The 13,462-nt window shown below is 40.6% G+C and carries 13 protein-coding genes; 7 read left to right on the top strand and 6 right to left on the bottom strand.

Annotated elements, in window-relative coordinates; genetic code table 11:
- The first annotated feature begins 1 nt into the window (after position 1).
- On the top strand, positions 2-529 hold the full coding sequence (locus VUI23_RS16275) for a gluconokinase, GntK/IdnK-type (protein WP_342805018.1): 528 nt from the start codon (positions 2-4) through the stop codon (positions 527-529).
- Here the strand turns inward: VUI23_RS16275 and VUI23_RS16270 are convergent.
- Positions 505-954, bottom strand: coding sequence for a hypothetical protein (locus tag VUI23_RS16270; protein ID WP_216047239.1), 450 nt, complete (start codon positions 952-954; stop codon positions 505-507). The two genes, VUI23_RS16275 and VUI23_RS16270, sit on opposite strands and share 25 nt — an antisense overlap.
- Positions 955-1,135: 181 nt before the next feature.
- Between VUI23_RS16270 and VUI23_RS16265 the strand changes: the two genes are divergently transcribed.
- The 6 genes from VUI23_RS16265 to lysC all read left to right on the top strand — a co-directional run bounded on the left by VUI23_RS16265 (position 1,136) and on the right by lysC (position 7,945).
- Entirely contained in the window at positions 1,136-2,248 is a 1,113-nt protein-coding gene (locus VUI23_RS16265; protein WP_303501402.1) for a PQQ-dependent sugar dehydrogenase, read from the top strand.
- A gap of 167 nt (positions 2,249-2,415) precedes the next feature.
- On the top strand, positions 2,416-5,028 hold the full coding sequence (gene acnB, locus VUI23_RS16260) for a bifunctional aconitate hydratase 2/2-methylisocitrate dehydratase (protein WP_216047237.1): 2,613 nt from the start codon (positions 2,416-2,418) through the stop codon (positions 5,026-5,028).
- Positions 5,029-5,269: 241 nt separating this feature from the next.
- Entirely contained in the window at positions 5,270-5,491 is a 222-nt protein-coding gene (locus VUI23_RS16255) for a hypothetical protein (RefSeq protein WP_303501400.1), read from the top strand.
- A complete protein-coding gene (locus VUI23_RS16250; RefSeq protein ID WP_342805017.1) occupies positions 5,476-5,922 on the top strand; it encodes a DUF192 domain-containing protein in 447 nt (148 codons plus the stop codon). Before VUI23_RS16255 ends, VUI23_RS16250 begins: the two co-directional genes overlap by 16 nt.
- Before the next feature lie 67 nt (positions 5,923-5,989).
- Entirely contained in the window at positions 5,990-6,373 is a 384-nt protein-coding gene (locus tag VUI23_RS16245; protein ID WP_342805016.1) for a GFA family protein, read from the top strand.
- A 219-nt stretch (positions 6,374-6,592) separates the two neighbouring features.
- Positions 6,593-7,945, top strand: a complete 1,353-nt coding sequence (lysC, locus tag VUI23_RS16240) for a lysine-sensitive aspartokinase 3 (protein ID WP_216047233.1) — start codon at positions 6,593-6,595, stop codon at positions 7,943-7,945.
- A gap of 90 nt (positions 7,946-8,035) precedes the next feature.
- Here lysC and VUI23_RS16235 read toward each other — a convergent pair whose 3' ends face one another.
- The 5 genes from VUI23_RS16235 to pdxA form a co-directional block, all read right to left on the bottom strand.
- Entirely contained in the window at positions 8,036-10,060 is a 2,025-nt protein-coding gene (locus VUI23_RS16235) for a methyl-accepting chemotaxis protein (protein WP_216047232.1), read from the bottom strand.
- 397 nt (positions 10,061-10,457) lie between these two features.
- The gene (locus VUI23_RS16230; RefSeq protein ID WP_342805015.1) at positions 10,458-11,273 is read right to left on the bottom strand and encodes a symmetrical bis(5'-nucleosyl)-tetraphosphatase; all 816 of its coding nucleotides are present in this window, start codon (positions 11,271-11,273) and stop codon (positions 10,458-10,460) included.
- Positions 11,274-11,300: 27 nt separating this feature from the next.
- Positions 11,301-11,675 (bottom strand): Co2+/Mg2+ efflux protein ApaG, encoded by a 375-nt coding sequence (apaG, locus tag VUI23_RS16225; protein WP_342805014.1) that lies wholly within the window; start codon positions 11,673-11,675, stop codon positions 11,301-11,303.
- A gap of 6 nt (positions 11,676-11,681) precedes the next feature.
- Positions 11,682-12,485 carry a 16S rRNA (adenine(1518)-N(6)/adenine(1519)-N(6))-dimethyltransferase RsmA gene (gene rsmA, locus VUI23_RS16220; RefSeq protein ID WP_342805013.1) on the bottom strand — a complete coding sequence of 268 codons (804 nt, stop codon included), beginning with the start codon at positions 12,483-12,485 and terminating at the stop codon, positions 11,682-11,684.
- The gene (gene pdxA / locus VUI23_RS16215; RefSeq protein ID WP_342805012.1) at positions 12,482-13,462 is read right to left on the bottom strand and encodes a 4-hydroxythreonine-4-phosphate dehydrogenase PdxA; all 981 of its coding nucleotides are present in this window, start codon (positions 13,460-13,462) and stop codon (positions 12,482-12,484) included. Before pdxA ends, rsmA begins: the two co-directional genes overlap by 4 nt.

The raw sequence follows: 13,462 nt of genomic DNA, 5'->3' as shown, positions 1-13,462 counted from the left end.
AGTGACTGATTCTGTTTTATTAGATTTGTCCAAACCCTATGTATTAATCATTATGGGAGTAAGCGGCTGTGGGAAATCGACTATTGCCAATTTGCTCTCACAGCTGTTATCCATAGAGCTGGTCGAAGCTGATGATTTTCATAGTCTTGAGGCAAAAACTCAAATGGCTAAAGGTATCCCGCTCACTGATGAAATGCGTGAACCTTGGATTCAAGGGCTAGTCGAGCATTTAAGTAAAAACAAACAGTCTAGTAAAGTGATGGCTTATTCTGGCTTGAGGAGACAACATCGAGCGCGTTTTCGCCATTTAGGATTACCCTGTTTATTCATCCATCTTATTGCACAGCCCAAAGAATTAGCATCTAGGCTTGAACACAGACAAAACCATTTTATGCCAAGCAGTTTGATTGCCAGTCAATTTGCTGCACTTGAAGACACCTCTGCGGAATCAGATGTGGTTGAAATTGATTCCACTCAATCACCGCAGAAAATTATATTAGAAATTTATAATTTACTCGGTCTTCGTTGACGTTGATACATAAATACCCAGCCCCCAAACAAACCAGCCAAGCACTGAGCAAAAATACCTAGTGGCGTTCTCGCACCCGCGATAAGGGTAATGTCCATAATAGGTTGCATGGCTGTTAGCATGGTAAACAGAGCAACTGCGCCAGCAATGGGATAAAGCCATAATATTGGTTTTGGCCAAACCTTGTTTATCAAAAAGACACACACAAAGGCGATAAATAATCCAACTAAAATAATCGCGCCGTAGGTGGGCAGTAGGCCGAGTAAATCTTTGCCTGAGGCGGATAATCTTGTTTGCCAACTGATAATCACATCAAGCTTAATTAATTCGTGCAGAACGAATTGAGTATGTAAAAGGCTAGCTAAAACAAAACAGCTCAGTGTTGCTGCAATAAAATCGAAAATTAGTTTAATGGTTGCTTTCATAGGATAACCTTGACGTAGTCAACATTAACTAGTCTGCCATTTTAGTTAGAAAAATAACAATCTTTTGAATAGCAGTAGTAAACGGATATCGTCAGCTTAATTCGCATTTTTTCTCAATATGGGTATATTTATGCTTTAAGAGCCTAATCAATTAATTGTTTTTAACCCCAAGGAATTGTTTGTGAAGATTAAATATTTAACGCTGTTGTTATTTTATTTCTTATTCATTAGCATTCCGGTGAATGCAAAGTCGGATTTATTTTCGGTAGAGGAAGTTGTCACTGATTTGGATTATCCTTGGTCGCTTGCATTTATTTCTGAAAGCCAATTTCTGGTTACTCAAAGAACCGGAAGTTTGCGACAAGTAGTCAACTTTACTCTCAGTAAACCTATCGAGGGTTTACCGAAAGACATCTATGTGAATGGTCAAGGTGGCCTGTTAGATGTGGTGCTTCATCCTGACTATGCTCAAAATGGTTGGATCTATCTGTCTTATTCAGCAGGCAGTGATGAACGCAACACCCTCAAAGTAATGCGCGCCAAACTTAAAAATAATCAATTAGTTGATAGCCAAGTTATTTTCACTGTAAAACCTTATCGAAATACCCCTGTACATTACGGTGGCCGATTGGCTTTCTTAGACGACAATTCGTTGTTGATTTCTTCTGGCGATGGCTTTGACTTTCGCGAAAATGCACAACGTGTGAATAATCAGATGGGAAAAATTCTACGAATTTTGGATGATGGTCAGATACCAGATGACAATCCATATATCGGCGAAACTGAAAAGAATCTTGCCCACTCTGTATATTCGTTAGGGCATCGCAACCCACAAGGTTTAGTCTATGATCCCATTCGAAATCTCGTTTTTTCAAATGAACATGGTCCTGCAGGCGGCGATGAAATAAATATCATTAGAAAAGGTGAAAACTATGGCTGGCCGATTATTACCAACGGTAAAGATTATTCAGGTGCGTTAATTACGCCATTTAAAAAATATCAAGGAATGCGACAACCATTAGTGGATTGGACTCCTTCTATCGCGCCATCGAGCATAACTGTCTACGATGGCATGATGTTTCCACAAATGCGCGGCGATTTTTTGGTTAGTAGTTTGAAGTCGAAAGAAATTCTTTGGATTCAAATGCAACAGAACAAAGTGGTTGGGCAGCAATCTCTACTCTCTGAGCTAGGTTACCGATTCAGAGATGTTAAAGTGCATCCAGACGGCTCTTTGTATATACTGGTAGACAGCCAAAAAGGTAAAATATTACGGGTGACTGCAAATCGCTAAAGGCTGATTTGAGGTAGTTCGGAAATAATTAATTATGATAAATGTATATAGATTCTGTGTATGCTGACTATCATTAAATAATCATTGTGAATGATTCAATTTTTCACGGTTTACCTTTATACTGTCGCCAATATTTCTCTATATTCATAATTTAAAAGGACCATAAAGTGTTAGAAGCTTATCGTAAACACGTAGAAGAGCGTGCCGCTGAGGGTATCCCCCCTAAACCATTAAATGCAGAGCAAGTTGCTGGTTTAGTTGAATTATTGAAAAATCCTCCTGCTGGCGAAGAAGAGTTCTTGTTAGAGTTATTATCTGAACGAGTTCCTCCTGGTGTTGATGAAGCCGCTTATGTGAAAGCTGGTTTCTTAGCCGCTATAATCAATGATGAAGCGACTTCTCCGTTGATATCAAAAGATGCTGCAATTCAATTGTTGGGCAACATGCACGGTGGTTATAACATCGTAACTTTGGTTGAAGCTTTGGATAACGAAGATTTAGCAGAGTTGGCGGCTGAAGAGTTGAAACACACTTTGTTGATGTTTGATGCATTTCACGATGTTGAAGAAAAATCAAAAGCTGGAAACAAATATGCCAAAGACGTGATTCAATCTTGGGCTGATGCAGAGTGGTTCACATCTCGTCCAGACTTACCTGAAAAGATCACTTACTCAGTATTTAAAGTTACCGGTGAAACCAATACCGATGACTTGTCACCAGCACCAGATGCATGGTCTCGTCCTGATATTCCTTTGCACGCACGCGCTGCATATAAGATGACTCGCGATGGTTTAACGCCTGAAGTGCATGGCGAAATCGGTCCACTTAAACAAATTGAAGAAGTTAAAGCAAAAGGTCACCCTGTTGCTTTCGTCGGTGACGTTGTAGGTACGGGTTCTTCTCGTAAATCAGCAACCAACTCGGTTCTTTGGTTCTTCGGTGAAGATTTACCTGGCGTACCAAATAAACGTGGTGGCGGTGTTTGTATCGGCGGTAAAGTTGCACCTATTTTCTTCAACACAATGGAAGATGCTGGCGCGCTAGTGTTTGAAGCTGACGTTGACAAGATGAACATGGGCGATGTTATTGATATCTACCCACTAGAAGGTCGTATCACTAACGCTGAAACCGGTGAAGAACTTGCCAAGTACGAATATAAATCTGACGTCTTGTTAGATGAAGTTCGTGCTGGCGGTCGTATTAACTTGATAATCGGTCGTGGTTTAACGGATAAAGCTCGTGAATCCCTTGGACTTGGTACTTCAGACTTGTTCCGCAAGCCTGTTCAACCAACTGATACCGGTAAAGGTTATACACTTGCACAAAAAATGGTTGGTAAAGCATGTGGCGTAGAAGGCATACGTCCAGGCACATATTGCGAACCTAAAATGACAACAGTGGGATCTCAAGACACCACAGGTCCTATGACCCGTGATGAACTTAAAGATCTGGCTTGTTTAGGTTTTTCTGCAGATTTAACTATGCAGTCTTTCTGTCACACTGCGGCTTATCCTAAGCCAGTAGATATCGACACTCAGCACACTCTGCCAGACTTCATTATGAATCGTGGCGGCGTATCACTGCGTCCAGGTGACGGTATCATTCACTCTTGGTTAAACCGCATGTTATTGCCAGATACTGTAGGTACTGGTGGTGATTCTCATACACGTTTCCCAATGGGTATTTCATTCCCAGCCGGTTCTGGTTTGGTTGCTTTCGCAGCTGCTACAGGTGTAATGCCGCTTGATATGCCAGAGTCTGTTTTGGTTCGTTTTAAAGGTAAAATGAAGCCAGGTATCACGTTACGTGATTTGGTTCATGCAATTCCTTTATACGGTATCAAGCAAGGTCTATTGACCGTTGCTAAGAAAGGCAAGGTAAACGCATTCTCTGGTCGTATTCTTGAAATTGAAGGTCTTGATGGACTAACAGTTGAGCAAGCGTTCGAATTGTCAGATGCGTCTGCGGAGCGTTCTGCTGCAGGCTGTACTATCAAGCTGTCTAAAGAATCTATCGCTGAATACCTAACGTCTAACATCACTATGCTACGTTGGATGATCAATGAAGGTTATGGTGACCCTCGCACTCTTGAGCGTCGCGCACGTAAGATGGAAGAGTGGTTAGCTAATCCAGAACTTATGGAAGCTGACAAAGACGCTGAGTATGTTGAAACCATTGAAATTGATCTTGATGAGATCAATGAGCCAATCCTATGCTGCCCGAACGATCCTGATGATGCTAAAACCTTATCTGACGTTGCTGGCGCAAAAATTGATGAAGTATTCATCGGTTCTTGTATGACCAACATCGGTCACTTCCGCGCTGCAGGTAAGTTACTTGAGCAATTCAATAAAACCTTGCCTACACGTTTGTGGATATCTCCACCAACGAAGATGGACAAAGCAGTATTGATGGATGAAGGTTACTACAATATATATGGTCGAGTGGGCGTACGTACTGAAATGCCTGGTTGTTCTTTGTGTATGGGTAACCAAGCGCGTGTACTTGCTAATTCAACAGTACTATCTACATCGACTCGTAACTTCCCTAACCGTTTAGGTGATGGCGCTGATGTATATTTATGTTCTGCTGAGCTTGCTGCTGTAGGTGCCATTGTTGGCCGTATTCCTACAACTGCTGAGTACATGGAATACGCGAACAAGATTGAATCTATGTCAGGTGACGTGTTCCGCTACTTGAACTTCGACCGTATCGAAGAGTTTAAGAAAGCCGAAGATGCAGCTAAAGAGAAAATCATCCCTGCGCTAAATATTGCGTAAATAAGCCATGCAATACTAAGCAAGGTTTATGTAAATGCAAAAACCGAACGTAATCTTTGATTCGTTCGGTTTTTTTATGCATGCTATTTATTAGTTGATTGGATTGGCTGACACTGAAGAAGTTTAAGTGAACACTAATATCTGTTTTCTATCTATTTTGCCAAGCTTAGGGAAAGGGAACTAAATACTGCCGATAAGCTCCAATTAGTGCAATTTTAATCGAAAAAATTAGAGACTATTAATGAAGACCATATTGTTAATGTTAGTATTAGTAAGCCTAAACGCGTGCACCGCAAGTTCGACCAAAGAATTTTTGGGGCATGCGGCAGCAAATGCTGCAGATACTCAAGTAGGCTATAACCAACAACAGTGTTTTACAGTAAAAAACCAATGTGTTCAGGGGCATTATGAAACCTGGCAAACAAGTGATGGCGTTGAAGGGTGTTCATGCAAAAATTTATGATTAAAAATGTATATGCGGCAGTATTATTTATTGCCGCTTCCGTTCTATCATTGGCTGCCACAGCGGTCGAATTTGAAGAAGCAATAGTGCAAGTTGGCGACAAGGTATTAACTGTGGAGTACGCCAAGTCTTTTGAGCAACGTGCCACAGGTTTAATGTATAGAGAAGAACTGTGCGAAAGTTGCGGCATGTTATTCAAATATTCCCAACCACGTATCGCGGGTATGTGGATGAAAAACACCTTCATTCCCCTTGATGTCGCCTTTATTGATGAAAAAGGCAAGATAACGGACATTAGAGGTATGCAACCACATGATTTAACCTCAATCAATTCTTCAACTAAAGTGCTTTACGCGTTAGAGATGAATATAGGTTGGTTTGCAAAACACGATGTTAAAGTAGGACACTTTGTACAAATTCAGACACCCTAGTAAAGCAAAAGCTAGTGACTTTGTTATTTAATGGTGCCGCAAATGAAGTTAATCCGGAGTATGGTTGATGAAATACACTGGCAGTTGTCACTGTAAAGCAGTTCAGTTTGAAGTGGAGTCTGAAGAGCAAGTCGAAGTAGAGGATTGCAATTGTTCCGTATGCAGTAAGTTCGGTTTTTTGCATCTGATTGTTCCTAAGCAGCACTTCAATTTAATCTGCGGTGAACAGTTCCTAACTGAATACAGATTCAATACTGGTGTTGCAAAGCACACCTTCTGCAAAGTTTGTGGCGCTAAGCCATTTTATATTCCACGCTCAAACCCTGATGGCGTTGATGTGAATGTTCGATGCTTAGACACTAAACCTGCTGAAATCACAATCGTTCCTTTCGATGGACAAAATTGGGAAGATAATGCCGCTAAACTTGCTCATAAGAGTAAATTGAATTAAGCAGCAAGCATATTCGGTTTTTACTAAACAGTTCTATCATTTCATCTAAAGGTAATTCAGAAATATCCATTTTGAATTGTTATATAGAAAATGTAGATAATTATTCAGTTGAAAAATGCATAGTCAATTCAAAACTAATCGAAGGAAATTGCTATTTATTACTTTTAAATAAGTTTATATCTGTTAATTTACTGCGATTATTTTCAAAGAGGATCTAGCGTGACAATTCCTGACCTTAACATCGCCAAGTTTGGTGGCACTAGTGTGGCAAATTATGCCGCAATGCAAAACTGCGCAAAGATTATCGCTGCTAACCCTTCTACTCGCGTGGTAGTTGTTAGTGCGTCTGCTGGTGTAACCAATCATCTAGTTAGCTTATCAAATACAGCATTGACTCATGCACAGATAGCGCAAATTCTTGAGCAGATCAAAACGATTGAAAATGGAATTGTTGCTCAGCTTGCTAAACCAGATGAAGTAACTGAAAAATTAAGCTCTTTATTTGACGCTATGGAAGCATTAGCTTTTCACGAAGAGTTGTTGCATCGCGATGATCTGAAAGATGGTTTGTTATCATTTGGCGAACGTATGTCATCTTTATTGATTACCGAAGTATTAAAAGAGCAGGGCGTGAATGCGGAAAACTTTGATGCCCGCAATGTTCTGCGAACCAATTCCGTATTTGGTGAAGCTGTTCCACAAATCGATGAAATTAAATCTTTAGCTAGCCAAGTAATGAAGTCTGAGTTAGCTGAAAAAGTTTATGTCACTCAGGGGTTTATTGGTGCTGATGAGCAAGGCCGAACTACCACTTTAGGTCGCGGAGGAAGTGATTTCACTGCGGCTTTATTAGCTGAAGCTTTGGATGCGGTTAGTTGCGAAATTTGGACAGATGTTGTTGGTGTGTTCACAACAGATCCGCGAATTACTGATGCAGCCAGACCACTTCCAGAATTGAGTTTCGATGAAGCGGCCGAAATGGCCAACTTCGGTGCCAAAGTGCTGCATCCTGCTACCATGGAGCCAGCGCTGCGTAAAAACATTAAGGTGTTTGTAGGCTCGAGCAAAGAACCAGAGAAAGGCGGAACTTGGATAGTACGAGATTGTGTAAATGAGCCGCCTTATCGCGCTATTACACGTCGTAAGCAACAAGTGATGGTGACTGTGAAAACACCTAAAATGATGCATGCTCAAGGTTTCTTGCAGCAGGTATTCACTATTATTGCTAAGCACAGCTTAAGTGTCGATTTGGTAACTACTTCTGAAATAGCAGTATCCTTTACCTTAGATAATCCAACTAACTCCGTTGCGGAAAGACTTAATCGCGAAACACTTGATGAATTGCGTGACTTTTGTGAGGTGGTGGTTGAAAGCGATTATGATTTAGTAACAGTGGTGGGTAACAATATGCATAGTGCCGCTGGCGTATCAGCAAAAATATTTTCTTCGGTTAGAGATTATAATTTACGGATGATTTGCTACGGTGCTAACCCCCACAATATGTCATTCCTAGTGCATCAGGATGACAGTACTGAAATTGTCAAGGAATTGCATCGTTCGCTATTCGAATGATGGTTTAGCAATTAATAAACTGAAATAAAAAAAACGCTGCATTTTATGCAGCGTTTTTATTTTTGTATCGTCTGGTTTTAGTTTGCCATTTTAGACTCTAAATTGTTGAATAGAAGCCTGCAATTCTTCAGCTAAACGTGCAACTTCTTCACTTGAGTCTGCGGTTTGCTGTGCGCCAATCGAGGTTTCTTCAGCAATCCCAACAATATTCTCCAGCTTCTCACTAATTTCTTGAGATACCACGTTCTGTTCTCTAGCAGATTGCTCAATTTGGCTACTTACATCATGTGCTCTATGCACAGCTTCGGTAATTAGATCAAGAGCTTGGGTCGCTTTTTCTGTTTCCTCTACACAGACAGTTGTTTGTTCTTTGCCTTGGTTCATTACCATCACCGCTTTTTCAGCGCCTGCTTGCAGAACTTCAATCATGTCGTTAATTTCTTGCGTAGACTTTTGCGTACGACTCGCTAACGTACGAACTTCGTCAGCCACTACCGCAAAACCTCTACCATGCTCTCCGGCTCTAGCTGCCTCTATCGCCGCGTTCAATGCTAGTAGGTTAGTTTGGTCAGCTACACCGCGAATTACGTCTAAGATACCACCTATGCTCGCGCTATCTTGATGAAGTTTATTAATTACATTGGCAGCATCGTCGACATCAACTGCAAGCTTTTCAATGGTCATTTTATTGTTTAACGAAATACCTTTTACTTTTTCAGCTTCAACATCGGCATGGCGAATTTGATTCAAGGTATCTTCAGCGCTTTGCGTAACCATTTGAGATGTGCTGTGCATTTCTGTGGTTGCTGCGGCCACTTGAGCAACTTGAGATTTCTGATTCTGAATCGAGTGCGTGGTTTGTGCGGTCACTGTCGACGTTTCTTCTGATGCTGCGGCCAATTGAGATGCGCGTGTACTTATTCCAGTGATTAACGTTTTTAGGCTATCGATTAGGTTGTTGACGCTGGTGGCCAATTCTCCAAATTCGTCATCTGAACTATCGTCTAACTTGCGGGTTAAGTCACCTGAAGAGACGACATGTAGAACTTCATTGACCTTTCTAAGTGGCACTGTTATGGCTCTTACGCTGGCCCATCCTATCCATGCTGCTAAAACGGCAGAAACGATTATTAGCACAATAATCACAGTTGTACCCAGGGCCACACGATTTGCTACTTGATCTTTCATCTCGTTGGTTTTTTCTTCAGCTACTTTCAGCAGCGCATCTAATTCTGCAATTGCTTGTTGAATATTTTCTTCTGAAGACGCTAACGCCTCAGATGCCGCTAACTGACTGTTTAATCGAGTGACTTGGGTGTTAAGTAAACCGTCTGAAGCAGTGACTGAGCTAATAACAGAATTAACCAGGTTGGTGATTTCTTGCATAGTGCCGCTGTCATCTCGGTTTCCTGCTAGTGATTGCATTTCTGCTAACTGGTCTGAAATTTGGCCTATGACTAACTCTACTTCATTACCAATAGTGTCGGCGCGAACCAAATTTTCGGTTTTGATATAATCTGCACTCACCGTTAGAAGTGATAATAATGAGGTTTCTAATTTACTGCCAATCTCAGCAGCTTCGCTTAATTGAGCGTTGGATTGCACACTATCTAAATCAGCAAAATCTAGCAATAACATGGAAGAGTCATCTGAATTGTCTTCAACACTTTCTACGATATCGCCAAGTCTTGCCCCTTCGTCTAAATAGGCTTTTCGGCTTTCAAACATATTACTGACATTGCTAGTATATTGTTGGTAAATGCCTTCTACGTTTTGCAATGCTTGACTAAAAATTGGGTCTTTACTGACTTTACCTTTGATCATCGTCACTTCGTTTTGGAAATTAGATTCACTTGTACGCAAATTTTCTAGTTGTGTGTTTAAGGCTTCGGAATTGGTTTCGTAATAACCCGCAACCGTCAGTCTACCCATATTTAGAAACGAAATTTTAAGTTGATTACTGGCGTTTAAAGTGGGGATGGCTAAGGTGTTTACTTCATCAGTTGCAGAATCAATCGAATTAAAATTAAATAGCGAGGAAACACCTATCACCAGTAGTAAAACAGAAATAAGCGTAAATCCGCCTATTACCCTCATTGCGACTGATATTTTCATTTAGTAATTCCTCTGTTTTATTGATCTTTTTATTCTAATATTCGTGAAGATCAAATTGTTAACAATTCTGCATTAAGCGTGTCAAATTTTGACAGAAATGTCATAAATTTAGTTACACAACTTTTTAACAAGTAAAATCAGTTTATCACTGGTTTTCCACAAACATAATGACTAAATGATTTGATACGTACATCAAATGATTATTAAGTATAATCTGCACACTTTTTTTGTTGCTGAGTTTGGTATTCTCGCCAGTCATCGGCGGCTTAAAAGCCTTTGCAAAGATATTGATATCTCAACCAAACTCCATGTTATTAACTAAATCTGATGCTGTCTTAAATTATCGACATTTGTATATGATTCTTTAGAAAGGAAATTTGTGCATGAGTCGGCAGAGTTAACGATTTGTATTTTGAACACTAATTCTTTGTTCGCTCTCCAGACAATATAATGTCATGGTGTTTCCCCATACGAAGCCTGTGTCTAAACCGATAAATTGTTTCGATTGGGTTTGTCCCATTAACGTTGCCCAATGTCCAAAAATAACACGCTGACTTTTTTTGAGTTTTTGATTATCTACTGCAAACCAAGGTTTTAATGATGTGTTGAATTTGTTAGGCGCGCACTTAGCTTCAAATTCTAAGGTGTTAAGTTTTTTAAGATAGCGCATACGAGTAAAAGCATTGATGATAAACCTTAGTCTATCCATGCCCAATAATTGCTCATTCCAACGATTTGGTTCAGCGCCATACATAGATGCTAGCATATGTAAGTAGTCAGGACCGGCGAGAACAGCAGAAACCTCATCACTTAACTCTACAGCTTTTTTAAAAGACCACTCAGGATATAAACCGGCATGACTTATTAATGTCTCTTTATTGATGCGCAAGGCCAATGGTTTTGTTCTTAACCAGTTAGCGAGTTCCTGTGCTTTGTCAGAGCGTAGTAGGGGACCTAAAAAGTCACTCCGCTTAGCTACTTTTAATTGTCCTAAAATCGCAAGGAAATGTAAGTCGTGATTGCCTAAAACCGTATCGAATGCTTCACCAAGAGAGTTGAGAAACATTAAGGTGTCAAGAGAGTCGGGTCCTCTAGCAACAAGATCGCCTACCGCCCAAAGTTTGTCATTGGCAGGGTCAAACTTTACTTTATCAAGCAGTTGCCGAAGACCAGAGTAACAACCTTGAATATCACCAACTACGTAATTAGACATAAGTTTTGCGAAGAGCCTGTTTGACTATTAATTAAGAACGTTTGAATCAGCTAATCTAAATACGTCTATAGGTACTTTAACCAATTCATCCTGAGCATCTTTAAATTCGTAGTGCCCTTGCATAGTGCCCACTGGCGTGTCTAAAATAGCACCGCTGGTGTATTGATAATGTTCGCCTGGTTTTATTACCGGTTGTTCTCCGACAACACCTTTGCCTGAAACTTCCGATATATCCCCATTTCCATCAGTAATTAACCAGTAGCGATTTAGTAGGGTAACTTCATCTTTACTGTTATTAGTGATCGTTATTTTGTACGCAAACGCATATTTTTCCTCGGTTTCAGGAAATCTATCTTCAAGATATTGAGTGTGCACATCAATGCAAATATCATTAGCATCCATTATTTTTTAAGACTCTTGTTGAGAAAGGAAGTTGGCCACGGTTGCGAAGTCTGCAAGACTTAGATTTTCTGCTCTTAACTCAGGATTGAGACCTAGGTCTTCAAGCTGTTTTTCTTCAATTAATTTTTTTAAACTATTACGGATAGTTTTTCTGCGCTGGTTAAATGCTTGAGCGCACACTTGGTTTAGCATTTTCTGTTCGATGACCTCAACCGGTTTTTGGGTATGAGGTAACAGTCGTACCACAGCCGAATCGACCTTCGGAGGAGGATTGAAAGCGCTAGGCGGTACATGTAAAACGGGAATAACTTGGCAGTGATATTGCGCCATAACAGACAATCTGCCATAGTTTTTTTCACCGGCCTTAGCCGCTAATCTATTCACTACTTCTTTTTGCAACATAAAGTGCATATCTTTGATTTTATTAGCAAAAGAGAAAAGATGAAACATTAGAGGAGTTGATATGTTATAGGGCAAGTTCCCAAAAACACGCAGTGGATTTTGCTCATCACATAATTCGGAGAAATCAAATTTAAGTGCATCAGCCTCGATCACATTCAATTTTTTCGAAATAAATGGATGTGATCTGAGTCGGTTTGCCAAATCTCGGTCTAGTTCGACTACATTGAGTTTGCTGATGTGCTCACACACAGGTTCAGTAAGTGCCGCCAATCCAGGACCTATTTCAACTAAATTCTCTCCCTCTTGGGGATGAATTGCCGAAACAATCTGATCAATAATGTAAGCATCATGTAGAAAGTTTTGCCCAAAGCGCTTACGGGCGGTGTGGCCTAAGTGTTGTTTACTCATATACGTTTTACTGCCAATTTTAACGCGTCATTAATCGCACACTCAAAACTTCCAGAGTTTGCTTCACCTGTTCCAGCTAAATCTAAAGCAGTGCCATGGTCAACAGATGTGCGAATGAAGGGGAGACCCAAGGTGGTGTTAACTGATTTGCCAAACCCTTTGTATTTCAATACGGGTAAGCCTTGGTCATGAAACATGGTTAAAATAACGTCTGCTTGCTGCATGTACTTTTCTTGAAACATTGTATCTGCTGGCAATGGGCCGGTGATTTTAAGTCCTTGTTCGCGTAATTCATCTAACGCTGGAATAATAATATCTATTTCTTCGCGTCCTAGATGCCCATCTTCACCAGCGTGGGGATTTAATCCACAAACAAAAATATGTGGAGTGGGTATCCCAAACTTGAGCTTCATATCAGTGTGCACAATGTGTAATACTTTATGCAGTCTTTCTCGAGTGATTGCTTTTGCTACATAGGCTAATGGGATATGAGTGGTAGCCAATACTACTCTCAGCCCCTCAGTAGATAGCATCATAACTACGTCTTGGGTGTTTGATTGACTAGCAAAATACTCTGTATGTCCACTAAATGAAATACCGGCCTCATTGATGATGCCTTTGTTTACTGGACCTGTTACTACCGCGTCAAACTCTTGGTTCATATTTTTAGCACAAGCTTGGCGCAATGTTTCTACAACGTATAAACCATTTTTGGCGTCCAATTGCCCCGCCACGACTTTAGATTTGGTCGGGATATCGATGATGTACAGTTGACCAGGTGCTTGCACTTGGACTACATCGCTTTTGTAGTCGAGCAAAGTCAAAGGTAGGTTAAGCATAGCCGCACGTTCGGTTAACATCGTACGGTCAGCAAAAACAACTAATTGGGCATCCCATTTATTTTGAGCCAGCTGAATAATCAGATCTGGCCCTACTCCGGCAGGTTCACCTGGCGTGATCGCAATCTTGAAAGGCAA

The sequence above is a fragment of the Alteromonas sp. M12 genome, assembly GCF_037478005.1.
Classification (GTDB): domain Bacteria; phylum Pseudomonadota; class Gammaproteobacteria; order Enterobacterales; family Alteromonadaceae; genus Aliiglaciecola; species Aliiglaciecola lipolytica_A.
Note: the sequence above shows the minus strand (reverse complement) of the source record. Positions and strands in the feature narration are given on the sequence as shown.

What these genes read in the sequence shown, in the direction of transcription:
- VUI23_RS16270 (WP_216047239.1), bottom strand. Translation starts at nt 954, where the DNA reads ATGAAAGCAACCATTAAACTAATTTTCGATTTTATTGCAGCAACACTG.
- VUI23_RS16255 (WP_303501400.1), top strand. Translation starts at nt 5,270, where the DNA reads ATGAAGACCATATTGTTAATGTTAGTATTAGTAAGCCTAAACGCGTGC.
- VUI23_RS16250 (WP_342805017.1), top strand. Translation starts at nt 5,476, where the DNA reads ATGCAAAAATTTATGATTAAAAATGTATATGCGGCAGTATTATTTATT.
- VUI23_RS16245 (WP_342805016.1), top strand. Translation starts at nt 5,990, where the DNA reads ATGAAATACACTGGCAGTTGTCACTGTAAAGCAGTTCAGTTTGAAGTG.
- VUI23_RS16235 (WP_216047232.1), bottom strand. Translation starts at nt 10,060, where the DNA reads ATGAAAATATCAGTCGCAATGAGGGTAATAGGCGGATTTACGCTTATT.
- VUI23_RS16230 (WP_342805015.1), bottom strand. Translation starts at nt 11,273, where the DNA reads ATGTCTAATTACGTAGTTGGTGATATTCAAGGTTGTTACTCTGGTCTT.
- apaG (WP_342805014.1), bottom strand. Translation starts at nt 11,675, where the DNA reads ATGGATGCTAATGATATTTGCATTGATGTGCACACTCAATATCTTGAA.
- rsmA (WP_342805013.1), bottom strand. Translation starts at nt 12,485, where the DNA reads ATGAGTAAACAACACTTAGGCCACACCGCCCGTAAGCGCTTTGGGCAA.